Here is a 23,062-nt window from a genome sequence, read left to right as displayed (position 1 = left end):
GGCACCCAAAGGTAAGAAATGGCAAATCCTCTGGAATCCCGCTTCGCCACCGCTGAAATAGCGGCCGCTGAGCAGTATCTCGACCATGATCCGCCAACCGATCTCGATCCGCGGGTCGAACGACTCGTCAACGAACTGATCGGCCGGGTGGCCGACAAATGGACGATGCTGATCCTGGAATTGCTGGAGGAGCGCGGCACGCTGCGCTTTACCGAGATCGGCCGCGCGGTCGAGGGGATCAGCCAGAAGATGCTGACCCAGACGCTGCGCCAGATGGAGCGCGATGGCCTGCTCACCCGCACCGTCCATCCGGTCGTGCCGCCGCGCGTCGACTATGCCCTCACCCCGCTCGGCAACAGCCTCAGCGCCGCCTTCTGCGGCGTATGGGTCTGGGCCGAACGCAATCTCGCCACGGTCGAGGACGCCCGCGCCCGCTTCGACGCGCGCGACGCCTGACCGGCGATCAGCTTTCGGGCGGCGCGGGAACCGGCTGCAACGGCAATTTGGGCCCCTGCACCTGCGGCTGGGTCGGCACCACCGGCGGCGGCGCGCTCGGCGTTCCCGGAACAGACGGGGCCGGAGCAGCAGGCGCGGGCGCGGAAGCCGGCGCATCGGGCAGGATCATGTCCGACGGCCGCTGCATCGGCGTGGCCGGCACCTGCCCCATTGGCGCGGGCGCGGTCGGCGCCGGCGGTTCATGGTCGTTCAGATCATCGCCGCCGACCGGGCCGACCAGCTTCACCGTCGCGCCGAAGCGCTTGCGCCATTCCTCCAGCCGCCGCAGATAATCCTCATATTCCGCCCAGAAATCGCGGAAGGGCTGTTCCAGTTCATCCAGCGCCTTGGGCGCATAGGCGGCCAGCGCCTCGGGCGTCAGCCCGTTGATGATCGTCATCGTCGCCACCGCCTTCTGGCAGAAGGCCTTCTGCGCCGGCGGCAGGGCGAAGAAATTATAGACCAGCGTGTTCAGCACTTCGCGCATGCGGATCGCGCTGCTGCCGTAACGCTGCTGATAGCTGACCTCCAGCGTGTCGTTGGCGCGCTTCAGCGACGCGCCATGCACGGTCAGCATCTGGTTGTACAATATGCGCGTCTGGCCATTGGTCTCGGGACAGCCCAGCGCCGCGACGTTCAGCCCCATGCGCACATGCCACAGCGCCTGGTCGCCCTGGGAATCGCGATTGGGGGTGATGAAACTCCCGGCCTCGTCCTTGTCCGGCGGCACCATGTCGGGCGCGGAATAGCGCGGCGGGGTAGGCATCACCGTCGGCACCACCGCCGGCGGCGGCGTGGGCGGCACTTGCTTCACCGGCGTCGCACAGGCCGCCAGCGCCGTCAGGGCAAGCAGCGACAGACGGGAAGACAGGGAACGTGGCAGGAACATCAACTACTCCGACGATCTGGCCCGGCAAACATGCCGGGCATTTCCACCGGAGGAAATATGCTTAACGCGCAGCCAAGGACGGCCCCGCCTGTGGTTCACCGCTGAACCCCCGCCCGGTTGCTGTTAAAAGCCCGCTATCCCAATTGGTTGCAATGCGGCAAGCCGAGCATCGCGAAAAAGGCCGGAAATAGCCGATTTTTTCTCAGTCGGCGCGCGCCAGCAGGCGCGGCATCGCCCCCTTCGGCACCGTCACGCCATCATCCGCGATCAGGTCCGCCCGGCTCAGCCGGACCTCCAGCACCACCGGCGCCATCGCCAGCGTCCGCCCCGAACGCCATGCCGCCAGGTCGGTCTGATAGCGGGCATAGGCGTCGAAGAAATCGGTGAAGGGCTTTTCCAGCGCGGCGAGGCCGGTCGGCGCATAGGCCAGCAACTGGTCCGCGGGCAGGCTGTTGACGGCCGCCCCCACCCGCACCGCCTCCGCGCAGAAACCCGCCTGCGCCGGCGGCAGCGCAAAGAAATTATAGACGATAGTATTCAGCCGCTCGCGCTGCGCGATCGCGCCGCCGCCGAACTGTGCCTTATATTCCCCCTCGACCTGCGCATTGGCCCGCGTCAGCGCCGCCCGGTGCCGGGCCAGCAGCGCATTATATTGCAGCCGCGCCGCGTCGCCGCTCCCCTGGCAGGACAGGGCCGCCACATTCAGCGCCATGCGCATATGCCACAGCGTCGCCGGCGCGCTCAGGTCGCGGTTGGGCGTGACGCGCAGGCCATCCGCGCCGATCGCCGGTATCTGCATATTGGCCGTCGCGCCCATCGGCGGCAGCGGCTGGGGCACGGGCTGCGTCCGCAAGGGCGCAGGCGGCGGCGCAACCGCCACCTCCCGCTGCCCCGCGCAGGCTGACAGCAGCGCAATCCCGCCCAGCGGGCACAAGAGCAGGTGACGGATCGAGGCACGCATGGACGGTCTCCGGCAAATCTGATGCCGGAAACCATGCCCGATATTGGTTAAAAGCCGATAAAGCCTGTTTTTCAGGCTGCGGGGATCAGGCCGCGCGGCGTTCCAGCGCCGTGGCGGCCTGCGCCATCAGCTCGGCGATGATGTCGGCAACCGGCTCTTCCTTGGTCACCATGCCGACCGACTGGCCCGCCATCAGCGATCCGCCCTCGACATCGCCGTCGATCACCGCCTTGCGCAGCGCGCCGGCCCAATAATGCTCGATCTGCAACTGCGCCTCGCCCATGTCGACCGCGCCGCTGTCCAGCAGGTTGGCGACTTCGCGCTGCTTGGCGGTGAAGGCTTCGGTGCCGGCATTCTTGAGCGCGCGCACCGGGATCACCGGCAGGCGCGGGTCAATCTGCACGCTGGCGATCGCATCACGCGCCGACGCGCGGAAAAACGCCTTCTTGAACGCAGGATGGGCGATGCTCTCGCTCGCGCAGGCGAAACGGGTGCCCAACTGCACGCCGGCGGCACCCATTTCCAGATAGGCGGCGATCGCCTCGCCCCGGCCGATGCCGCCGGCCACGAACACCGGAACCTGCTGCGCCATTTCGGGCAGGATTTCCTGCGCCAGCACGCTGGTCGCGACCGGACCGATATGCCCGCCCGCTTCCATGCCCTCGACCACCAGCGCGTCGACGCCCGACCGCACCAGCTTCTTCGCCAGCGCCAGCGCGGGCGCGAAACAGATCAGCTTGGCGCCATTGGCCTTGATCGCCTCGATGCTGCCCTTGGGCGGCAGGCCGCCGGCCAGCACCACATGGGACACCTCATGCTTGGCGCACACCGCGATCAGGTCGAACAGCTGCGGATGCATGGTGATCAGGTTCACGCCGAACGGCTTGTCGGTCAGCGCCCTGGTCGCCGCGATTTCCGCGTCCAGCAATTCGGGCGACATCGCGCCACAGGCGATCACGCCGAAACCGCCGGCGTTGGAAATGGCCGACACCAGATGCCGCTCGCTGACCCAGCTCATCGCTCCACACAGGATCGCGCTCTCGCAGCCGAGAAATTCGGTGCCGCGGGCCATCAGGGAAGCGAGTTTGGCAGTGGTCATAAGTTCAGCCTTCAAGAATCAAAAAGCATCCCCGAACGCGATGTCCGGGGATGGTAAAGAGAGTCGCCTGACTTTCTGTAATCCGCCTTTGCGGGGATAACGCCGAAAGTAAAGAGCAACTCGGCTTGATCGATATTTGGCTCAGGCCGAGCCGAAAATGGTGCCTTTCGAGACCCGGAGCGCAGCGTGCTTAAAGCACGTGAGCACCGGAAGCGCAGAAAGGTGCCATTTGCAGGCCGGCCTCAGCCAAATAGCGATTAAGCCGCCGGGGCGTCGAGGCCATAGGCGGTATGCAGCACGCGCACCGCCAGTTCGGTCTCGTCCTCGTCGATCAGCACCGAAACCTTGATCTCGCTGGTGGAGATCGCCTCGATGTTGATGCCGCGTTCGGCCAGCGTCTTGAACATGGTGGCGGCGACGCCGGCATGGCTGCGCATGCCCACGCCCACGACGCTGATCTTGGCGACTTCGGTGTCGGTGATGATCCGGCGGAAGCCGATCGCGTCCTTGTTGGCTTCCAGGATGTCGACGCTGCGGGCGAGGTCCGCGCGCGGGACGGTGAAGGTGACGTCGGTCTCCTCATTGTCCTTGCTGTCATTCTGGATGATCATGTCGACGTTGATCGCCGCATCGGCCAGCGGGGTGAAGATGCTGGCCACCGCGCCCGGCTTGTCGGGCACGCGGGTGACGATGATCTTCGCCTCATTCTTGTCATGGGCGATGCCGGTGATGAGCTGACGTTCCATCTTGGTTTCCTTGAGCTTGGCTTCCAGTTCCTCGTCGCTCACGATCAGCGTGCCGGGGAGGTCGTCCTGGGTGGGATCATCGAAGGAGGAAAGCACCTGCACGACCACGCCTTCCTTCATGGCGAGGCCGACCGAGCGGGTCTGGAGCACCTTGGCGCCGACCGAGGCCAGCTCCAGCATTTCCTCATAGGTGACGAGGTCCAGCTTGCGGGCACGCGCCACGATGCGCGGGTCGGTGGTGTAGACGCCGTCGACGTCGGTATAGATGTCGCAGCGATCGGCCTTGACCGCCGCGGCCACCGCGACCGCCGACGTGTCCGAACCGCCACGGCCCAGCGTCGACACCCGGCCATCGTCCATCATGCCCTGGAAACCGGGGATGACGGCGACCTGGCCCGACTGCATCGCCGCGATCAGCGCATCGGTCTCGATCGTGCTGATGCGCGCCTTGGCATGGGCCTCGATCGTGCGGATCGGCAATTGCCAGCCCAGCCAGCTGCGCGCGTCCACGCCGATCGCCTTCAGCGTCATCGCCAGCAGGCCACTGGTGACCTGTTCGCCTGCCGCCACGACGACATCATATTCGGCCGGGTCGTAAAGGGCGGAGGCTTCCTTGCAGAAGCCGACCAGGCGATCGGTCTCGCCGGCCATGGCCGACACCACGACCGCCACTTCATGGCCCTGGTCGACGACATGTTTGACGCGCGCGGCCACGTTGCGAATTCGCTCCATCCCCGCCATGGAGGTGCCGCCGAATTTCATCACGATGCGCGCCATTTGCTTGTCGAACCTGTCCTTTAAGCGTTTTCGAAGCAGGTGGAACACCTGCTGACTCGGAAAACGCGACCAACAAAAGATATGGAGCAGCCGAGCCGATGCAATCGGATCGGACACTGCTCCAATTGTGAAACAAAATGTCCCAAAGGGGCAAAACGGCTGCCCTATTAGCAGCCGCGACGGATATGGCAAGCAATCCCGCCATCCGCTCGCCCACCTTGCCGCTGCCCGCGCATCTACATGCCCCGCCTTCACAGACATAGCTATGACAGCATGGCACATTGGCCTTCCCGTCGCCCGCTGCTAGAACCGCCGCACGGGTGCTTCGCCACCCAGCAAGACCCAAGGTGCATGATGACTGAGACGACCGCGACGATCGACCCGAAGGAAGCCGCCCATTTCGGCACCATGGCCGCCGACTGGTGGGATCCCAAGGGGTCGAGCGCGATGCTGCACAAGCTGAACCCGGTCCGCCTCGCCTATATCCGCGCCGCGATCGACCGGCATTGGGACAGCGACGATCATGGCTTCCGTCCGCTCGGCGGCAAGCGCGCGCTCGATGTTGGCTGCGGCGCCGGCCTGCTGGCCGAACCGCTCGCCCGCCTCGGCGCCAGCGTCACCGGCCTCGACGCCGCGCCCGAAAATATCGCCGTCGCTGTCGCCCATGCACAGGGCCAGGGCCTCGCCATCGACTATCGCGCTACCCCGGTCGAACAGGTCAGCGACAGCGGCTATGACCTCGTCACCTCGATGGAAGTGATCGAACATGTCGCCGATCCCGCCGCCTTCGTCCGTGCTCTCGCGGCCAAGCTCGCGCCCGACGGGCTGATGATCCTCTCCACCCCCAACCGCACGCCGATGTCCCGCCTCGCCATGATCACCATCGGTGAAAGCATCGGCGGCATCCCCAAGGGCACACATGACTGGGCCAAGTTCATCACCCCCGAAGAACTGACCGCCCTGCTCGAAGACGCGGGCCTGGAAGTCACCGACAGCAGCGGCCTCGCCTTCGATCCGGCGCGCGGCTTCACCCTGTCGGCCAACACAGCGATCAACTATCTGCTGACGGCGCGCCACAAGGGCTGACGAAGACTCGGGCGCGCCAGCCTCAAGTCGACCGTCCCGCCATGGTCGACGCGCGCCCCCGCCATCCTGCGCATGCCGGCCCGCGCACCGGAATAGCGCGCGGTTTTCCGGGACTTCTTCCCTTCCCCTGTCATCCAGCGCCAGAGAGGCCGCTCAAGAAACGCTGTTCTCACGAAAAGCATTTGCAACTAAATTTTAATTTCCAAACATCTTAAGCATCTAAATGGCAAATTCATTTGCCAAATTGTCATTTCATCTTTCGCCTGATAAAAAATGCGGGTGCAGACATTGCCGGGTCGCCGTCTGCACCTTCGACCGCATGCGGGCCGACCAACGACGTCCTTCCCGCCCCCGGCCGATCATCCGCTCTCAGGAGATCGAAACATGAAACTGCTTTTCTGCCTCTGCCTTGCCGTGCCGCTGCTGCTGCCGGCCGCATCCCGCGCCCAATCATCCGCCCCCTCGATCGACGTGACGGCGCCCACCACCGCCCCGCCCACGCTCGACCGCTGGGTCGAACGCACCGGCAACATCCTCTCCAACCGGCTGCGCTATCCCACCATCCTGTCCGGGCCGGAGGAAGGCATCGTCCAGGTCAAGTTCGCCTGCAGCGACAGCGGTGCGCCGGCCGGCATCGCCCTGCTCAACTCGTCCGGCTCGCGCCAACTCGACAAGGCGGCGATGCGCGCCATCCAGAGCATCCCGACCCTGCATCCGCTGCCCGCCGGCATCGGCGCCAGGCAGAATTATGTCGCCACCATCCTCTTCGCCACGACCCAGGCCAGCTACAATCGGCAGATCCGCGATCTCCAGCGGCAGGCGCTCGACAATAATGCCCGCTTCGCCCGTCGCGCGGGTGGCCCCGCCATGGCCATCGCCCTGCTCGACACGCCGGACACCCCGCGCGCTGTCAACTGAGCCAGGCTCTGCGGGCGCGTGAAAGGGGCGCGCCCGCAGTCCCTCTCGCTGCGCCCCGTGCGATTGCCCCGTGCGTTGCACTGCCCGCCGGCTGATGGCATCACCAGCCGATCGGGACAGCCGCTTGAGCCCGCGGCACAGCGAGGGGGATCATCCTATGGCCATAGACCCGCGGATCGACGTCTATATCGCCGCCCAGGCGGACTTCGCCCGCCCCATCCTCGACCATATCCGGGCGCTGATGCATGCCGCATCGCCGGACATCGGCGAAGCGGTCAAATGGGGCATGCCCTTCTTCACCTACAGGGACCAGAATCTCGCGAACATGGCCGCCTTCAAGGGCCATGCCGCCTTCGGCTTCTGGCATGACAAGGTTGGGCGTGAAGGCGCCAGCGACGACGCCATGGGCCAGTTCGGCCGCCTCACCGCCCTCGCCGACCTCCCCTCCGACGCGGAGATCGCCGGGCTGATCGCGCAGGCCATGGCCCTGATCGACGCCGGCGATCGCCCACGCACCGGCCCCAAGGCACCAAAGCCGCCTCTGCCGGTCCATCCCGCCCTCGCGGCCGCCATCGCCGCCAACCCGGCAACGGAGGCGATCTGGGCCGCCTTCCCGCCCGGCAAGATCCGCGACTATTGCGAGTGGATCAATGAGGCGAAGACCGACGCCACCCGCGACAAGCGCATCGCCCAGGCCCTCGACTGGATTGGCGAGGGCAAGGGCCGCAACTGGAAATATGAGAAGAAATAGGGATCTACTTCCGTCCCTCCCGCGGCTCTGCGGGCCAGCAATTGGTGCAGCGCCGCCAGCAACTGACGCCCGGCATCGCGGCCGCCGGCTTCAGCCCCGGTTCGGGATGCAGCCCTGCCAAAATATCCGGTGAGACACCCTCTGGCGCGGCGCGGCTGTGGCACATCAGGCAGCGGGCGCGATAGGCCGCGCGGGTCAGACCGGAATGATCCTCCTGCGCGCGCGGCGCCACCGGCATGGCGAGCAGCATGCCCGCCACCCCGATGAAAATGGCCATGCCCCGCGCGCATATCGTGCGGGGCATGGCCATATTGTTCGGCGACCTGTTTAGAATTTTTGGCCGAACCTTATGCCGAAGAATTGCGGCTTGATCGTGAAGGTGCGCGAGCTGTTGGCGCAGAAGTCGATCGAGCAGAAGGTGTTGCGCGTCAGCTGCCCGCGCTTGTCGAAGGCGTTCTGCAGGAACAGGGTGACGCTCCAATTATCCTTCTTGATCCCGCCCGAAAAATCGAAGCTGACAAAGCCCTTGGTATTGCCCAGCAGCTCGTTACTCTCGACGTTCAGATCCTGCGTCGCGCCGGTCTGGTAGAGCGCCGCGCCCTGGATATAGGCGGCATAGTCGCCCAGGTCGGTGTCATAGCGGATCGATGTCGTCCCCTTGAAGCGCGGCTGGCGCGGCAGGCGGGTGCCGTTGGCGGCCGCAACCTGCGGCGTCGGCGGGCTTGATCCTTCGACGAATTCGCCCAGCGTACAGCTGCTCAGCTGCGCAATGGACTCGGTCTCGGTATTGAGCGCGAAGTTACAGAAATCGCCCTTCAGCTTGGCATCGTTGAACGCGCCGGAGGTGGAGATCGTCACCTTGCCCAGCCGCAGGTCGGCATCATATTCGATGCCCTTGACCTCGGCCTTGCCGGCATTGCCGGTCATGCCCGCGCCCTGTGCGCCCGACACGACCACGCCATATTGGATATTGTTCCACTTCTCATAATAGACGGCGGCGTTGAAGCAGAAGATATTGTTCCAGGTGGTCTTCACGCCGACCTCGAAATTGGTCAGCGTTTCCGACTTGAACGGCGCGACATTGACGATCTTGCCCAGGCTGCGGATGCGCAGCGGCCGGTTGAACCCGCCAGGGCGGAAGCCGGTCGAATAGTTGAAATAGACCATCTTGTCGGGCTGGAACTGCCAGTCGAGCGCGACCTTGTGGGTCTCGCCATCTTCCTTGTAGCGGCCGGTGCCGTCCGCCGCATTGGGGTTGGTGTTGACGCAGGTCAGCCGCTCGTCATCGGGCAGCGGCGTGGTGCAGCCCACGCCTGCGGCCGATCCGGCGACGCCGGCAAAGCCCCGAACCTTATAGTCGGTCCAGAAATAGCGGATGCCGCCGGTCAACTTCAGCGTCGGCGTGATGTTGTAATGGCCTTCGGCAAAGATCGCCTTGTCATGATAGAGCTGGTCCTGCTCGACATAATAGAAGGCGTCGCCCTTCACCGCCTGGGTGCCCAGGATCATCGTGCCCAGCGGATTGCCGTTCGGATTGATGACATCGCTGGTATCGAAGACGGGATTACCGTCGTCATCATAGGTGATGCCATACATGGCCGGCACGCCGATCAGCCCGCCCGCCACATCGCCGCCGCCGGTCGCGGTATAGCCGGTGATCGTGTCGAGCCCGCGGATCGCATAGCTGGTGTTCAGCTCATTCTTCTGCCGCTGGTAGAAGCCACCGACGGTCACGTCGAACGGCCAGTCCTTGGGCGTCGAGATCCGCAATTCCTGGGTGAATTTGTTGCGGTGCGTGTCGGCATGATAATATTGGGTCGGGTTGATCATCTGGCACTGCTGGCTGGCGCCGGAGCCGGTGCAATTGTCGAAAAATTGCAGGTAGCTTTCATAGCCCGGCCCGAAGCCGTCATAGGTGACCGTGTAATAGGTATAGTCGTTCAGCGTGCGGGTGCGGCGCTTGAAATAGCCGGTGGCCGAGACGATGTCCCAATCGCCGATATGGCCGTGGATCGACAGCGCCGCCTGATACCAGCGATCGTCATTCTTGGTCTGGTCATAGTCATGGACTTCCAGATCGCCGACCCGCGGATCATAGCCGAAATAACCGCGCGCCACCTGCTTCTGGGCCGTGATCTCGGGCGTGATGTCCCAGCCCTCGGTCGGCTGCCACAGCAGCTGGAAGCGGCCGCCAAATTCGCGGATGGTGTTGTAATCATCCTTGGCGATGTCGCTATTGTCGAGCGTGTAGGATGTGTTGGGGTTGTTGTCGCCCAGAGTCAGGGTCGACGAACTGCCATCGTTGAACGTGCCGTTGTTGGGCGTATTGTCGATATAGCCGCCGTCGCGCCGATAATAGCCCATGGCCCGCACCGCCAGCGTCGGCGCCAGCGGCACGTTGATGTAGGATTCCAGCTGGCCGCCGAAATCACCCTTGCCATATTTATTGGCTTCCACGTCATAGCCGAACTCGAACTTGTCGAGCTTGGGCTTGTTGGTGATCAGGCGGATGGTGCCGGCCAGCGAGCCGGCGCCATAGAGTGTGCCCTGCGGCCCGGACAGCGCCTCGACCCGTTCCAGGTCATAGGCATGGATATCAGGCACTTCGGTGCCGGTGATCGGCATGTCGTCGAGATAATAGCCGACCGAGGCATAGGCACCGCCGGCGGGCACGATACCGCGGAAGAAGGCGGTGTTGCGGCCGGGGCCAATGCCCTCGAACGAGACCGACGGCAGCAGTGCGGCGAAATCGCTCAGGCCCTTCACCTGTCGTTCCTGCAATTTCTCCGCACCCAGCGCCTGCATCGAAATCGGCACCTTCTGGATGCTCTGCGCGCTGCGCGTCGCGGTGACGACGATCTCGCCCAGCCCCTGTTCGGCCTCGGCGGCGGCCGCATCGGCGGCGGCGGCATCGGCCGCCGGGGCCTGCGCCAGTGCCGGCGCGGACAGGATCATCGGTGTGAGGAACGTGCTCGTGCCAAGCGCGCAGAACGTGCGCACTCTTCGCGAGCGGAGACGAATGGCCATACGAATACCCCCTGATACGCGTTGCGACTCGTCCTCTCCTGCGAAATTCGCCCGGTGCTCCGGGTCTCCTTCCCTGACGCGTTCGCATGGCCTCGCGCACCGGCGGCCGACAGGGCGAAGGATGCCCCGCCCGAAAGAGAGACTCTTTCAGGATCGCCGCCAGACGCTGGCCACGCTGTTTATCTGTTCCATAATCCCCGGACAGTTCGCTTTTGCAGCAATCAGAACAACTGTCCTAAATTCGATACTGCCGATCGGACACGCCCTGTCAAGCGGCTGTTCGGCGACTTTTTGAAACTTTTACGACAAGCTGACTCGACGCCTGCCTGCAGCCGACATAAGATTTTGAGCAGTCGCACAAATATGAGGGGCTATGGGGAACGCGTCCGCCGTACCGGCAACCGACAGCATCCAGACGGCGCTGGCAGACGCCGCCGCCCTGCTCGACGCCCGCCCCGATGCGGCATTGGCGCAGGCCGAGGCGATCCTGCGCCGGGCCGGGCGCCTGCCCCCCGCCGAACTGCTGATCGGCCAGGCGCTGCGCCGCCTCGGCAAGCCCAAGGCCGCACTGGCCCGGCTCGCCCCCCTCGCCCGCCAGCATCCCACCGTCCCCGCGATATTGTGGGAACTGGCCCAGGCCGCGCAGGACGCCGGCGACCAGCGCCAGGCGATCGGCGCGCTCGAAAGCCTGACCCGCCAGCAACCCGGCGTGCCCGGCGGCTGGTTCCTGCTGGCCGGGCTGCTACGCACGGTTGGGCGCGATGGCGATGCCTGGCGCGCCGACCTGTCGGGCGTTCATGCCGCCTCGCGCGATCGCGACCTGCTGGCAGCAGCAATGGCGATGAACGAGGGGCGGCTGGACGACGCGGCCACGCAGCTGTCGGCGCGCGCCGATCGCCTGGCCGACGATCCCGCCGGCATCCGCCTCATGGGTGAGGTGCAATGGCGGCGCGGCGACATGAATGCCGCCCTCGCTCATGTCGAGCGCGCCGTCGCGCTGGCACCCGGCTTCGACCTCGCCCGCGATTTCCTCATCCGCCTGCTATTGCAGAATAACCGCCTGAACGAAGCGCTGGCCCATGCCGAAATCCTCGCCCGCTCGCCGATCCATAATCCGGGCTATGACCTGATCCGCGCATCGGTGCTGGTGCGGCTGGGCGATCAGGACGCGGCACGCGCCATCTATGAGCGGCTGCTGGCCGATCGTCCCGACCAGCCGCAGGTCTGGCAGAATCTGGGTCATGCGCTCAAGACGCTGGGGCGACAGGCCGACGCGGTCCATGCCTATCGCCAGGCGGTGCATCATCGCCCGACCATGGGCGAAGCCTGGTGGAGCCTCGCCAACCTCAAGACCGTGAAGCTCGACGCCGCCGACATCGCCACGATGGAGCGCGCGCTCGAAACCCTGGCGAGCGATGGCCAGACCGATGGCGAGGATGTCTTCCACCTCCATTTCTCGCTCGGCAAGGCGCAGGAGGATCGCAAGGCGGACGAAGCCGCCTTCCGCCATTATGACGCCGGCAACCGGCTGCGCCGCGCGATGATCCGCCATGATGCCGGCGAATTTTCCACTGAAGTGGCGGCTACCGCCGCGACTTTCAGCGCGCCCTTCATCGCCGCCATGGGCGATGGCGGCTGCCCCGCGCCCGACCCGATCTTCATCGTCGGCCTGCCGCGCGCGGGATCGACATTGGTCGAACAGATTCTCGCCAGCCACAGCCAGGTCGAAGGCACGATGGAACTGCCCGAGATGATGATGATCGCCAGCCGCCTGCAATCGCGGGTGGATGACGGCGAATTTGCCGATTTCGCGGCCATGGCGGCATCGCTGACCCCGGCCGATCGCCGACGACTGGGCGAGGAATATGTCGAACAGACCCGCGTCCACCGACAGAGCGGCAAGCCGCGCTTCATCGACAAGATGCCCAACAACTGGCAGCATGTCGGCCTCATCAAGCTGATCCTGCCCAATGCCAGCATCATCGACGCGCGGCGCCATCCGATGGGCTGCTGCTTTTCCGGCTGGAAACAGCATTTCGCGCGCGGCCAGGCCTTCACCTATGACCTCACCGACATCGGCCTTTATTATCGCGACTATGTCGCGCTGATGGCGGCCTATGACGCGGCTGCGCCGGGCCGGGTCCATCGCGTTATCTATGAACAGATGGTCGCCGACACGCCCGGCGAGGTCGACCGGCTGCTCGCCTATCTCGGCCTCGATTTCGAGGAGGCCTGCCTGTCCTTCTGGCAGACCGACCGGGCAGTGCGCACCGCCAGTTCCGAACAGGTGCGCCAGCCCATCTATACCGGCGGCGTCGATCATTGGCGGCGATTCGAACCCTGGCTGACCCCGCTGGCCGACGCGCTCGGGCCGATCGCGCAAAGCTATCCCGACCTGCCGCCGCGCTGATCATGCGCGCCTTTCATCCCCTCCCTTCCAGGGAGGAGCCGGCGGTGGGTGCTCCGCGAAGCGGCGGCCTGCGCACAAGTGGGCAGAAGCGCGCTAAACCGCGCCATCCTCCCCCCGTCGCGGAAAGCGCACGCGGATATGCGTGCCCGCGCCGCCCTCGACAATCTCCACCTGCGCGCCCATGCGCGACGCGGCGGACTGGACGATGGCAAGGCCCAGCCCCGTCCCCTCCGGCGCGCTGGCGCCGCCCACGCGAAAGAAGCGTTCGAACACCTTGTCGCGATGCTCCACCGCAATGCCGGGGCCGTCGTCGCTGACCGTCATCAGGGTCGCGTCCTCGCCCTGCGCCAGCGCGATCGTCACCGTGCCGCCGGGCCGGTTATAGCGGACGCCATTGTCGACCAGATTGGCCAATATCTCGAACACCAGCGTGCGATGCGCCTCGACGCGATAGCTTTCCGCGTCCGACGCCTCCAGATTGAGTTCGACCTGCGCCTGGATCGCCTGGTTGATCAGTCGGTTGACCACCACCGCGCTCACTTCCTTCAGGTCCACCGTCTCCAGCGGCGGCGATGCCCCCGCCTCCTCGGCCCGCGCCAGCGCCAGCAACTGCGTCACCAGCCGCTCCAGCCGCTGCGCCGCATCGGCAATTTCGTCGAACGCCTCGCGCGATCCCCGGCGCGCCAGCTCGATCTGCACCTTCAGCACCGAAATCGGCGTGCGCATCTGGTGCGAGGCATCGGCGGTGAAGCGGCGCACGCCCCCCGTGGCCTGGTCCAGCTGGCGCAGCAGCCGGTTGAACGCCCGCGCCAATGGCCGCAATTCGCTCGGCAACGGCCCCGCTTCGAGTGCCGAGAAATCGGGCCGCGCGCCGCCATCGCGCACCTCAACCGCGCGCCGCAGCCGCAGCAACGGCCGCAGGCTCCAGCCCAGCGCCGGCCGCAGCAGCAGGATCGCCACCCCCACCAGCGTCAGTTCGCCGATCAGCAGCGCGATCATCAGCCGGTGCATCAGCGCCCGCCGGTTATCCAGCGTCTCGGCCACCTGCACGATCACCGGGTCGGCGATCCGCGGCAGGCTGCGCTTCACCTCGCCGATGCGGATGTCCTGCCCGCGATACCGGGCAAAGCGGAACCGCGGCTGGTCGACCGGCATGGTCCGCGGGTCGGGCGCGAGCAGATCGGCATAGCCGGTCAGCAACGTGCCGCCCACCGCGATCCGGTAATAGACATTGTCCCGCTCGCTATTCTCCAGCATGCCGAAGGCGGCGGGCGGCAGGTCCAGCGTCACCTCGCCCCGTTCCACCTGCACGGTTTCGGCGATCGCGCCCAGCGCGCCGCCCAGCACCCGGTCGTTGGTCCGGCGGACGACGTCGGAAATCAGCGTCGCGCCGCCCACGCCGATGATCGCCGCCGCGCCCAGCATCGGCCCCAGCATCGCCGCCAGCAGGCGGGTGCGCAGGGCAATGGCCCGCCCCTCGCCCGATGGCCGTCCCTCATTGGGCATCGAGCATATAGCCCACGCCGCGCACCGTGCGGATGCCCGGCCCGTCAGGCGCCAGCTTGCCGCGCAGCCGGGTCACATGCACCTCGATCGCATTGCTGCCGACCGGCTCGTCAAAGCCGAACACCTCGCCGATCAGCAATTCGCGCGGCACCACCTGCCCAGCCCTGGTCGCCAGCGACTCGAGCACCGCCAGTTCGCGCCGGCGCAGGTCCAGCGCCCGTCCGGCGACATCGGCGGCACCGGTCGATCGATTGATGGTCAGCGGCCCGACCGTGATTTCCGGGGTCGGATCGCCGCCCCGCCGCCGCCCCAGCGCCCGCACCCGCGCCTCCAGTTCCTGCGGCTCGAAGGGCTTTCGCAGATAATCGTCGGCGCCCAGGTCCAGCCCCCGCACCCGATCGTCCAGCGCATCGCGCGCGGTCAGCATCAGCACCGGCACTTTCTCGCCACGCCGGCGCAATTCCGCCAATACGGTGAAGCCGTCGATATCGGGCAGGCCCACATCCAGTATCACCAGCGCATAGGGTTCGCCGCCCACCACCGCCAGCGCATCCTCGCCGGTCGCGACATGGTCCACCGCATGGCCGCCCGCCCGCAGCAGGGCTGCAATGCTGCGCGCCAGTGCGGCGTCATCCTCGATCATCAAAATCCGAATAGGGCACCCGATGCTGAAAGGTTGATGACAGCTTGGCTTCGTAACTGCCTCTCCCAATCCGACAGAAGAACGGAACATGTGAGGAGCAGGGTCGATGCGAAGGGTTATTCAGATAGTGGCGGCGCTGGCAAGCCTGTCCGTCACCAGCGCGACAGCGTTAGCGCAAAGGCCAACCGGCTATCCGCGTTCCTATGACGATCTGATCGGCGATGCCCGTGCCGAACGGCAGGTCATCGTCTATGCCAATGCCGACACGTCGGAAATGGCACCGGTCATCCTGGCGTTCCAGCGCCGCTATCCCGGCGTCACCGTCAGCTATTCCGACCTCGGGTCGAACGAGATGTTCCGCCGCTTCTCGACCGAGGCGCGCAGCGGCCGGATGTCGGCCGACCTGGTCTGGTCGTCGGCGATGGACCAGCAGGTCAAGCTCATCAATGACGGCTTTGCCCAGGCCTATGCCAGCCCGGAAAAGCCCGCCCTGCCCGCCAATGCGGTGTGGAAGAATATGGGCTTTGGCGTCACCGCAGAACCGATCGCCTATGCCTACAACAAGAAGGCGATTGCCAATCCGCCGCGCAGCCATGCCGCGCTGGAGGCGATGCTGCGCAAGGATCGCAAGGCACTGATCGGCAAGGTCGCGACCTTCGATCCTGCCCGCTCGAACACCGGCTATCTCTATCTGACCCAGGATTATGCCATCACCCGCGACACCGGCTCGCTGGTCGAGGCGATGGCCGCGACCCGGCCGCAACTGCACATCACCACCGAACCGATGCTGCGCGGCGTGGCCGAAGGCAAATTCTCGATCGCCTATAATGTGATCGGCTCCTACGCGCAGGAACGCGCCCGCCGCGACCCGCGCATCGGCGTCGTCTTTCCCGAAGATTATACCATCGTGATGTCGCGCATCGCCTTCATCGCGCGCGAGGCGCGGCACCCTGCCGCCGCCAAGCTGTTCCTCGACTTCCTCCTCTCGCGCGAAGGGCAATCGCTGCTCGCGCAACATAGCCTCTGGCCGGTGCGGACCGACATCAACGGCCGCCGCCTGCCCGCTGCCCAGGCCCGCTCGATCCGCGTCGGCCCGCAGCTTCTCGTCAATCTCGACCGCCTCACGCGCCAGCGCTTCCTGCGCGAATGGCAGGCGGCCCTTATTTCCGGAGCCCGATAAGCATGTCCCATCTGATGTTGCGCGGCGGTTGCGCCGCGCTGGCACTGATCGTCGCCACGCCCGCCCTCGCCCAGACGCCCAGCGCCGATGATCTGGCCGCACTGGTGAAGGCCCAGGCGGCCGAGATCGCCGCGCTCAAGGCCCGGCTCGACAAGATCGAGGGGCAGCAGGCCGCCGCCCAGGCCGCGACGCCCCCCGCCGCTGCGCAGCCCGCGCCGCAAATGGCGCAGCAGGACGCGACCCAGCCGCTGGTCATCGCCCCCTTCGCGCCGCAGATCGTGCCCCCCGGCCCGGCCGATATCGACGTGGCCCAGGCCCGCGCGGTCGCCGCCAATCCGTCCGGCGTCACCACCGAATGGGGCGCGGGCCTGCCCGTCTTCCGCTCGGCCGACGGCGTCTTCACCTACAAGCCGCGCGGCCGCATCCTGGTCGACGTCAGCTCGACCATGGGGTCGAAATATGGCGGCCGCAACACCACGACGACCGGCATGCGCGCGCTGCGCCTGGGTCTGGAAGGCGGCGTCGGCCCGCATTTCTTCTACCAGTTCGAAAGCGATTTTTCGGAGAATGAGGTCGACATCGTCACCGCCTTCCTGGGCTATCGCAACAAGATCAGCAGCAAGGTCGATTATGACGTGCGCGCGGGGCACCTGTTCAACGACCGCGCCTTCGAAGGCAGCACCGGTTCGGACTCCACCCCCTTCCTGGAACGGGGCGTGGTGTCGACCGCCATCATCCCGCAGCGTGGCTTCTACGGCATCGGCATCATGGGCCGCATGTTCGGGCCCAACTGGCATGCCTCGCTCAGCGTGACCGGCGACCGCGTCGATGGCGAACAGGCGACCAATGACAGCCGTACCTTCAGCGGTCGTGCGCACTGGAACCCGATCAGGACCGATCGCTCGCTGCTCCATGTCGGCGGCTGGTTCTTCGACGAAGCCCTGTCGTCCGCCGCGACCACCCTGACCCGCAGCACCGTCATCGGCGGCCGCTTCAACGGCGCGGTCCGCGTCACCACCGGCGAACTGCTCGGCGGCCGCTCGACCACCGGCTATGGCGCGGAACTGGGCGGCTATGTCGGCGGCCTGTGGGTGATGGGTGAGGCCGGCCGCCGCATCGCACGGCTCGACGGCGGACGCCCCAGCTTCGAAAGCAAGGGCTGGAGCCTGTCGAGCGGCCTGTTCCTGACCGGCGAACTGCCGCCCTACAACCCGCGCCTCGGCAGCTTCGGCCAGCCCAATGTGCTCGACCCCGTGCTCGACGGCGGCCTCGGCGCGATCGAACTGACCGCCCGCTACGAAAATCTCGATTATACCGACCTAGTGCTGGGCGGCGACGGCTGGGCCGCGACGCTGGGCGTCAACTGGTATCTCAACAGCTTCACCCGGATCCAGCTCAACGGCATCCAGTGGCACACCAACAACCGCGCCGGCACCTACACGGGCGGCGATGACGGCCAGACCGTCAGCGCCCGTGTCGGCGTGACCTTCTGATCCTCCTTCCTCCAGCCCCCTCAAGGACGCAGCGATGAATCTTGCCCTGCTCGGCTTCCTGATGGTCGCCACCTTCATGACGCTGATCATGACCAAGCGGATGACCCCGCTGGTCGCGCTGATCGTCATCCCCTCGCTGTTCGGCGTGATCGCCGGTCAGGCCGCCGGCCTTGGCGACATGATGATCGACGGCATCAAGAATCTGGCGCCGACCGGCGTCATGCTGCTGTTCGCCATCCTCTTCTTCTCGACCATGACCGACACCGGCCTGTTCGACCCGCTGGTCGCCCGGCTGGTGAAGATCGTGCATGGCGATCCGCTGCTGATCCTGCTGGGCACGGTGGTGCTCTGCGCGATCGTCAGCCTCGACGGCGACGGGTCGACCACCTACATCATCACCATCGCTGCGCTGCTTCCTCTCTACAAAAGGTTCGACATGAACCGGCTCTACCTCGTCTGCCTGCTGATGGTGACGAGCGGGATCATGAACCTGACCCCGTGGGGCGGGCCGACCGCCCGCGCCGCAAGCGCGCTGAAACTGGACCCGGCCACCCTGTTCCTGCCGCTCATCCCCGGCATGATCGCCGGCCTTGCCTTCCTGCTCGGCCTCGCCTTCTGGTTCGGGATCAAGGAACGCCGCCGCCTCGGCAAGGTGCAGGCGCGCCAGTCGGTCGCCCCGTCGGACCTGGGCGTCTCGCAATATCCCGAAGCGCGCCGGCCGCATCTGCGCTGGTTCAACGGCCTGCTGGTGGTGGCGCTGCTCGTCCTGCTGGTCTGGGGCGTGCTGCCGCTCTCGGTGCTGATGATGATCGCCTTCGCCATCGCCATGATCGTCAACTATCCCGGCGTCGCCCAGCAGAAGGAACGGATCGCCGCCCATGCCGGCAATGTCCTGTCGGTTGTGTCGCTGATCTTCGCCGCCGGCATCTTCACCGGCATCCTCGGCGGCACCGGCATGGTGGAGGCGATGAGCAAGGAAGTCGTCGGCGTCATCCCGCCCGCGCTCGGCCCCTATATGGCGCCGATCACCGCCCTGCTCTCCATGCCCTTCACCTTCTTCATCTCCAACGATGCCTTCTATTTCGGCATGCTGCCGATCCTCGCCGAAGCCGGCGCCCATTATGGCGTCGAACCGATGGCGATCGCCCGCGCCTCGCTGATGGGCCAGCCGGTCCATCTGCTCAGCCCGCTGGTCCCCTCCACCTATCTGCTGGTCAGCCTGGCAGGCGTGGACCTGGCCGATCATCAGCGCTTCACCCTGCTGCCCGCCGCCGCGGTCGGCATCGTCATGACCCTGGTCGGCATGATCGCCCTGGCTTTCCCCTTTGTCGCCTAGGGGGGTGGACACACTCCTCCGCTTCCTGGCGGCGCTTGCCGTCGGGGCGGCCGGCGGCGCGCTTTTCTGGTCGATCCATGCGCCACTGCCCTGGGTGCTCGGATCGATGGCGGCCTGCGCGGTCGCCAGCGTCGCCGGTTTGCCGATTCAGGCCTCCGCCGCCACCCGCCGCCCTATGGCGGCGGTGATCGGCGTGGTGCTGGGCAGCAGCTTTGGCCCCCATCTTCTGCCACAGGCGCGCGACTGGATCATCCCGCTCGCCGCCCTGCCCTTCTTCCTCGCCACCGCCGCGCTGCTGTGCGTCACCTATTTCCGCAAGGTCGCGAAGTTCGACCCTGCCACCGCCTATTTCGCCGGCATGCCCGGCGGCATTGCCGAAATGGTGGTGATGGGCGCCGAGCGCGGCGCCGACGAACGCGCCATCGGCCTGATCCATGGCGCGCGCATCTTCCTCGTCGTCTTCATCCTGCCCTTCCTGATCCGGCTCGACCATGCGCCGGTCGCGGCCAGCGCCATCACCCCGGTGACCGGCGATGTCGCCAGTTGGTCGCTGCTCTTCTGGGGGCTGGGCTGCGCGCTGCTGGGCCTGCTGATCGGCCGGCTGCTGCGCCTGCCCGCCTGGCATCTGGTCGGGCCGCTGGCAGTCAGCGCCGCCGTGCATATGAGCGGCCTGGCCGATTTCCGTATTCCAGGCTGGGCGCTGGCCGCGGCACAGGTCGGCCTTGGCGCCACCATGGGCTGCCGCTTCGTCGGCCTGACGTTGAAGGAATTGCTGCGCATCCTGGCGCTGGCGGCGGGGTCGACGGCGATCCTGCTGGCCGTCACCTTTGCCTGGGCGGCGGGGATCGGCACGCTCGCCGGGGTCGATCCGGTGCTGTTGACGCTCGCTTATTCGCCAGGCGGTCTCGCCGAAATGAGCATGGTCGCGCTCAGCCTGGCGCTGGAGCCGGGCGTCGTCGTCATCCACCATCTGACCCGCGTCATCCTGGTGCTGATCGGCGCGCCGCTCGGCTTTGCCTCCATGGGAAGGAAGAGCGGGGCCGACTGACCGGCCCCGCCATTCTTTTTATCAGAACAAGGTGATGAGGCCCGTGGCCGGGTCGATCGCGCCTTCATAGATCATCTTGCCGGCGACATAGAGGATCACGACCAGGCCGAAATAGGCGATCGCGCGATAGCGTTCGATCACGCGGGCCAGCAGGTTCGCCGCCACGCCCATCAGCGCCACCGACAGGACAAGGCCGATCACCAGGATGCCGGGATGCTCCCGCGCCGCGCCGGCCACCGCCAGCACATTGTCCAGGCTCATGCTGACGTCGGCGATCGCGACCGCCCAGGCGGCCTGGGCAAAGCCTTTGGGCGCGGCCTTGCCGGCCATATGCTCGGCATCTTCCGGTTCGCCATGCGCGCGCAGTTCGCGCCACATCTTCCAGCCGACCCAGACCAGCAACAGGCCGCCGGCAAAGACCAGGCCGACAAGCTGCATCAGTTGCGTCACCAGCAGGGCAAAGGCGATGCGCAGCACCAGCGCGGCGATCACGCCGATCGCGATCACCTTGCGCCGCGACGCAGGCGGCAGGCCGGCCGCCAGCGCGCCGACGACGATCGCATTGTCCGCCGCCAGCATGATGTCGATCAGCACCACCTGGCCAAAGGCGGCCAGCGCGGATGGAGAGCCGAGATTGGAAAAATCGGCGACTATGTGAGTCCAGATGTCGTTCATAAATCCTCTCGCCGTCCCGCAAGGCAACGACGTGAAGATCATCACCGCCGCAGCGAACAGCCTATTGGGTGTGAATTGGGCCGCCGCCGATTAGCGAAGCAGCCTGTCATCAACCTTTCAGCCGCGCTGTGCGGACATGGTGCGATGCCGCTGGCGCGGCTTGTTGAAGAAACGGATCGCCAGCCACCCCAGCAGCAGCGGCACCAGGCACAGGCCCAGCGCCATCATGGCGAAATGCTCGGCCTCGAAATCGAAATGGGTCAGCCGGCCGCCGGCCAGATAGCCAGGCAGCAGCAGCGCCGGCACCCACAGCAGGGCGGACAGGATATTGGCGATCTGGAACGGGCCATGCGGCATCTTCACCACACCCGCGACCACCGGCACGGTCGAGCGGACCGGTCCCAGGAAGCGGCCGAGCAGCACCGAGATGAAGCCATAGCGGCGAAAGAAGAGCCGCGCCCGCGCAAAGGCCAGCCGATGCCCGCGCAGCCAGCGATGGCGATAGATGGCCGGCCCGACCGACCGCCCCAGCGTATAGGATACCCAATCGCCCAGGATCGCGCCGAACACGGCGCAGACGAACACCGGCGCCGGATCGACCAGCCCCGCCCCGATCAGCCCGCCGACCGCGATCATCGTGGCGATCGCCGGCACGAACAGCCCGATCACCACCAGCGATTCGAAAAAGGCCAGCACGCCGATGATCGGCCCGCTCCACCAGCCATAGCGGGTAATCATGTCCAGGATGAGATCAGACAGGTCAGACATGCTCGATCAACGCACCAACAGGGAAGGAGTCGCAACCTAGGGCGATCCGATGAGCCTTTGGTTAACCGATGGACGAGCTGTTTCCTGTCTGCGGCCGGACGGATGCTGTCAATGATAGTTTCTCAACCGATCCCGCCATGGCTTTGCATTTCCCGACAAACGGCTAGAAACCAGTCGCTTGCCACGAAAGGGCCATGACATATGGAATATCGCACGCTGGGTCGCACCGACCTCTGGGTCAGCCTGATCTGCCTTGGCACCATGACCTGGGGATCGCAGAACAGCGAAGCCGAAGCGCACGCCCAGCTCGACTATGCGATCGGCCAGGGCGTCAATTTCATCGACACCGCCGAAATGTACCCGGTCACCCCGGTCAGCCGTGAGACCCAGGGCCTGACCGAAGCCTATATCGGCAGCTGGATCGCCGGGCGTAAGAAGCGCGACGACATCATCCTCGCGACCAAGGTGGCCGGCCCCGCGCGCGATCCCTCGCGCGGCATCCGCACGGCGGACCGGCTCGATCGCAGGAACATCGAACAGGCGATCGACGACAGCCTGCGCCGGTTGCAGACCGACTATATCGATCTCTACCAGGTCCATTGGCCCGACCGGCCGGTCCCCTCCTTCGGCGTGCGCGGCCTGTCCGCCCTGGCCGACCGGCCCGACACGGTGCCGATCGAGGAAACGCTCGATGCCCTTGCCGATCTGGTGAAGGCGGGCAAGATCCGCCATGTCGGCGTGTCGAACGAAACGCCCTGGGGCGTCAGCGAATATCTGCGCCTGGCGCGGGACCAGGGCCTGCCCCGCATCGCGTCGATCCAGAACGCCTATAATCTGCTCAACCGCGTGTTCGAAATCGGCCTGTCCGAATTTTCCCTGCGGGAAGATGTCGGCCTGCTCGCCTATTCGCCGCTCGCCGGCGGCAATCTTACCGGCAAATATCTGGGCGGGGTGATCGCGCCCGGCACCCGCCGCGACGTCGCGCGCCAGTTCGTCCGCTACGACCTGCCCGGCCAGGCACCGGCCGCCGCCCGCTATGTCGCGATCGCCCATGCCCATGGCCTTGATCCCGCGCAGCTTGCGCTCGCCTATGTCAACAGCCGCCCGTTCGTCACTGCGACGATCATCGGCGCGACCTCGTTGGACCAGCTCAGGGCCGACATCGACGCCGTCAACCTGACGCTCAGCGCCGACGCCATCGCCGCGATCGAGGCGGTCCATCGCGACCTGCCCGATCCCTGCCCCTGACCGGGG

20 protein-coding genes are annotated in these 23,062 nt (G+C 66.2%); 10 read left to right on the top strand and 10 right to left on the bottom strand.

The genetic code is table 11. The annotated features are described in order from the left end of the window. Positions 1–18 precede the first annotated feature (18 nt). On the top strand, positions 19–456 hold the full coding sequence (locus AC13EK_RS19745) for a winged helix-turn-helix transcriptional regulator (protein ID WP_010337551.1): 438 nt from the start codon (positions 19–21) through the stop codon (positions 454–456). Between the two features lie 7 nt (positions 457–463). Here the strand turns inward: AC13EK_RS19745 and AC13EK_RS19740 are convergent, their stop codons facing one another. The 4 genes from AC13EK_RS19740 to AC13EK_RS19725 form a co-directional block, all read right to left on the bottom strand. Then, complete coding sequence (locus AC13EK_RS19740; protein ID WP_069336168.1) at positions 464–1,384, bottom strand: hypothetical protein; 921 nt, start codon at positions 1,382–1,384, stop codon at positions 464–466. 202 nt (positions 1,385–1,586) lie between these two features. Next, the gene (locus AC13EK_RS19735; protein ID WP_069336169.1) at positions 1,587–2,345 is read right to left on the bottom strand and encodes a hypothetical protein; all 759 of its coding nucleotides are present in this window, start codon (positions 2,343–2,345) and stop codon (positions 1,587–1,589) included. A gap of 85 nt (positions 2,346–2,430) precedes the next feature. Beyond that, complete coding sequence (locus AC13EK_RS19730; RefSeq protein ID WP_017501365.1) at positions 2,431–3,444, bottom strand: NAD(P)H-dependent flavin oxidoreductase; 1,014 nt, start codon at positions 3,442–3,444, stop codon at positions 2,431–2,433. A gap of 257 nt (positions 3,445–3,701) precedes the next feature. Beyond that, positions 3,702–4,967: an aspartate kinase gene (locus AC13EK_RS19725; RefSeq protein ID WP_004208043.1), complete on the bottom strand. Its 1,266-nt coding sequence runs from the start codon at positions 4,965–4,967 to the stop codon at positions 3,702–3,704. 351 nt (positions 4,968–5,318) lie between these two features. Between AC13EK_RS19725 and ubiG the strand changes: the two genes are divergently transcribed. The 3 genes from ubiG to AC13EK_RS19710 all read left to right on the top strand — a co-directional run bounded on the left by ubiG (position 5,319) and on the right by AC13EK_RS19710 (position 7,722). Then, positions 5,319–6,053: a bifunctional 2-polyprenyl-6-hydroxyphenol methylase/3-demethylubiquinol 3-O-methyltransferase UbiG gene (ubiG, locus tag AC13EK_RS19720; RefSeq protein ID WP_069336170.1), complete on the top strand. Its 735-nt coding sequence runs from the start codon at positions 5,319–5,321 to the stop codon at positions 6,051–6,053. Positions 6,054–6,437: 384 nt separating this feature from the next. Continuing rightward, a complete protein-coding gene (locus AC13EK_RS19715) occupies positions 6,438–6,971 on the top strand; it encodes an energy transducer TonB family protein (protein ID WP_069336171.1) in 534 nt (177 codons plus the stop codon). A 157-nt stretch (positions 6,972–7,128) separates the two neighbouring features. Then, entirely contained in the window at positions 7,129–7,722 is a 594-nt protein-coding gene (locus AC13EK_RS19710) for a YdeI/OmpD-associated family protein (RefSeq protein ID WP_069336172.1), read from the top strand. Between the two features lie 4 nt (positions 7,723–7,726). Here the strand turns inward: AC13EK_RS19710 and AC13EK_RS19705 are convergent, their stop codons facing one another. Together AC13EK_RS19705 and AC13EK_RS19700 are read right to left on the bottom strand one after the other, a co-directional pair. Further along, positions 7,727–7,999 (bottom strand): hypothetical protein, encoded by a 273-nt coding sequence (locus AC13EK_RS19705; protein WP_139149945.1) that lies wholly within the window; start codon positions 7,997–7,999, stop codon positions 7,727–7,729. Positions 8,000–8,049: 50 nt separating this feature from the next. Next, positions 8,050–10,677 (bottom strand): TonB-dependent receptor, encoded by a 2,628-nt coding sequence (locus tag AC13EK_RS19700; RefSeq protein ID WP_483022370.1) that lies wholly within the window; start codon positions 10,675–10,677, stop codon positions 8,050–8,052. 445 nt (positions 10,678–11,122) lie between these two features. Between AC13EK_RS19700 and AC13EK_RS19695 the strand changes: the two genes are divergently transcribed. Continuing rightward, on the top strand, positions 11,123–13,159 hold the full coding sequence (locus AC13EK_RS19695; RefSeq protein WP_069336175.1) for a tetratricopeptide repeat-containing sulfotransferase family protein: 2,037 nt from the start codon (positions 11,123–11,125) through the stop codon (positions 13,157–13,159). A 93-nt stretch (positions 13,160–13,252) separates the two neighbouring features. On the opposite strand, the gene AC13EK_RS19690 is transcribed toward AC13EK_RS19695, so the two are convergent. Beyond that, positions 13,253–14,665 (bottom strand): sensor histidine kinase, encoded by a 1,413-nt coding sequence (locus tag AC13EK_RS19690; RefSeq protein WP_483022364.1) that lies wholly within the window; start codon positions 14,663–14,665, stop codon positions 13,253–13,255. After that, positions 14,655–15,308 (bottom strand): response regulator, encoded by a 654-nt coding sequence (locus tag AC13EK_RS19685; RefSeq protein WP_004208051.1) that lies wholly within the window; start codon positions 15,306–15,308, stop codon positions 14,655–14,657. The genes AC13EK_RS19690 and AC13EK_RS19685 overlap by 11 nt, the downstream gene beginning before the upstream one ends. Positions 15,309–15,414: 106 nt before the next feature. Here AC13EK_RS19685 and AC13EK_RS19680 point away from each other — a divergent pair, with 106 nt between their 5' ends. Genes AC13EK_RS19680 through AC13EK_RS19665 form a run of 4 tightly spaced genes read left to right on the top strand, consistent with a single transcriptional unit; the run spans position 15,415 to position 20,365 of the window. After that, positions 15,415–16,488 carry an ABC transporter substrate-binding protein gene (locus AC13EK_RS19680; protein WP_069336179.1) on the top strand — a complete coding sequence of 358 codons (1,074 nt, stop codon included), beginning with the start codon at positions 15,415–15,417 and terminating at the stop codon, positions 16,486–16,488. 2 nt (positions 16,489–16,490) lie between these two features. Further along, a complete protein-coding gene (locus AC13EK_RS19675) occupies positions 16,491–17,981 on the top strand; it encodes an OprO/OprP family phosphate-selective porin (RefSeq protein WP_069336180.1) in 1,491 nt (496 codons plus the stop codon). A gap of 34 nt (positions 17,982–18,015) precedes the next feature. Continuing rightward, positions 18,016–19,317, top strand: a complete 1,302-nt coding sequence (locus AC13EK_RS19670; RefSeq protein ID WP_010335556.1) for a CitMHS family transporter — start codon at positions 18,016–18,018, stop codon at positions 19,315–19,317. 4 nt (positions 19,318–19,321) lie between these two features. Then, positions 19,322–20,365, top strand: a complete 1,044-nt coding sequence (locus AC13EK_RS19665; RefSeq protein WP_069336181.1) for an AbrB family transcriptional regulator — start codon at positions 19,322–19,324, stop codon at positions 20,363–20,365. A gap of 21 nt (positions 20,366–20,386) precedes the next feature. On the opposite strand, the gene AC13EK_RS19660 is transcribed toward AC13EK_RS19665, so the two are convergent. After that, complete coding sequence (locus AC13EK_RS19660; protein WP_017501376.1) at positions 20,387–21,040, bottom strand: TerC family protein; 654 nt, start codon at positions 21,038–21,040, stop codon at positions 20,387–20,389. Between the two features lie 117 nt (positions 21,041–21,157). Beyond that, positions 21,158–21,808, bottom strand: a complete 651-nt coding sequence (locus AC13EK_RS19655; protein WP_069336182.1) for a DedA family protein — start codon at positions 21,806–21,808, stop codon at positions 21,158–21,160. Between the two features lie 201 nt (positions 21,809–22,009). Between AC13EK_RS19655 and AC13EK_RS19650 the strand changes: the two genes are divergently transcribed. Continuing rightward, the gene (locus AC13EK_RS19650; RefSeq protein ID WP_069336183.1) at positions 22,010–23,056 is read left to right on the top strand and encodes an NADP(H)-dependent aldo-keto reductase; all 1,047 of its coding nucleotides are present in this window, start codon (positions 22,010–22,012) and stop codon (positions 23,054–23,056) included. Positions 23,057–23,062 lie beyond the last annotated feature (6 nt).

The organism is Sphingobium sp. L-44, from assembly GCF_056859495.1.
The sequence above is the reverse complement of the archived record's forward strand: the minus strand, read 5'-3'. Positions and strand labels throughout refer to the sequence as shown.

Excerpts from the sequence above, each read along its gene's own strand:
- AC13EK_RS19650 (WP_069336183.1), top strand. The coding sequence starts at position 22,010 with ATGGAATATCGCACGCTGGGTCGCACCGACCTCTGGGTCAGCCTGATC.
- AC13EK_RS19690 (WP_483022364.1), bottom strand. The coding sequence starts at position 14,665 with ATGCCCAATGAGGGACGGCCATCGGGCGAGGGGCGGGCCATTGCCCTG.
- AC13EK_RS19710 (WP_069336172.1), top strand. The coding sequence starts at position 7,129 with ATGGCCATAGACCCGCGGATCGACGTCTATATCGCCGCCCAGGCGGAC.
- AC13EK_RS19655 (WP_069336182.1), bottom strand. The coding sequence starts at position 21,808 with ATGTCTGACCTGTCTGATCTCATCCTGGACATGATTACCCGCTATGGC.
- AC13EK_RS19730 (WP_017501365.1), bottom strand. The coding sequence starts at position 3,444 with ATGACCACTGCCAAACTCGCTTCCCTGATGGCCCGCGGCACCGAATTT.
- AC13EK_RS19735 (WP_069336169.1), bottom strand. The coding sequence starts at position 2,345 with ATGCGTGCCTCGATCCGTCACCTGCTCTTGTGCCCGCTGGGCGGGATT.
- AC13EK_RS19725 (WP_004208043.1), bottom strand. The coding sequence starts at position 4,967 with ATGGCGCGCATCGTGATGAAATTCGGCGGCACCTCCATGGCGGGGATG.
- ubiG (WP_069336170.1), top strand. The coding sequence starts at position 5,319 with ATGATGACTGAGACGACCGCGACGATCGACCCGAAGGAAGCCGCCCAT.
- AC13EK_RS19740 (WP_069336168.1), bottom strand. The coding sequence starts at position 1,384 with ATGTTCCTGCCACGTTCCCTGTCTTCCCGTCTGTCGCTGCTTGCCCTG.
- AC13EK_RS19705 (WP_139149945.1), bottom strand. The coding sequence starts at position 7,999 with ATGGCCATTTTCATCGGGGTGGCGGGCATGCTGCTCGCCATGCCGGTG.
- AC13EK_RS19660 (WP_017501376.1), bottom strand. The coding sequence starts at position 21,040 with ATGAACGACATCTGGACTCACATAGTCGCCGATTTTTCCAATCTCGGC.
- AC13EK_RS19695 (WP_069336175.1), top strand. The coding sequence starts at position 11,123 with ATGGGGAACGCGTCCGCCGTACCGGCAACCGACAGCATCCAGACGGCG.
- AC13EK_RS19715 (WP_069336171.1), top strand. The coding sequence starts at position 6,438 with ATGAAACTGCTTTTCTGCCTCTGCCTTGCCGTGCCGCTGCTGCTGCCG.
- AC13EK_RS19745 (WP_010337551.1), top strand. The coding sequence starts at position 19 with ATGGCAAATCCTCTGGAATCCCGCTTCGCCACCGCTGAAATAGCGGCC.
- AC13EK_RS19700 (WP_483022370.1), bottom strand. The coding sequence starts at position 10,677 with ATGATCCTGTCCGCGCCGGCACTGGCGCAGGCCCCGGCGGCCGATGCC.
- AC13EK_RS19680 (WP_069336179.1), top strand. The coding sequence starts at position 15,415 with ATGCGAAGGGTTATTCAGATAGTGGCGGCGCTGGCAAGCCTGTCCGTC.
- AC13EK_RS19670 (WP_010335556.1), top strand. The coding sequence starts at position 18,016 with ATGAATCTTGCCCTGCTCGGCTTCCTGATGGTCGCCACCTTCATGACG.
- AC13EK_RS19685 (WP_004208051.1), bottom strand. The coding sequence starts at position 15,308 with ATGATCGAGGATGACGCCGCACTGGCGCGCAGCATTGCAGCCCTGCTG.
- AC13EK_RS19675 (WP_069336180.1), top strand. The coding sequence starts at position 16,491 with ATGTCCCATCTGATGTTGCGCGGCGGTTGCGCCGCGCTGGCACTGATC.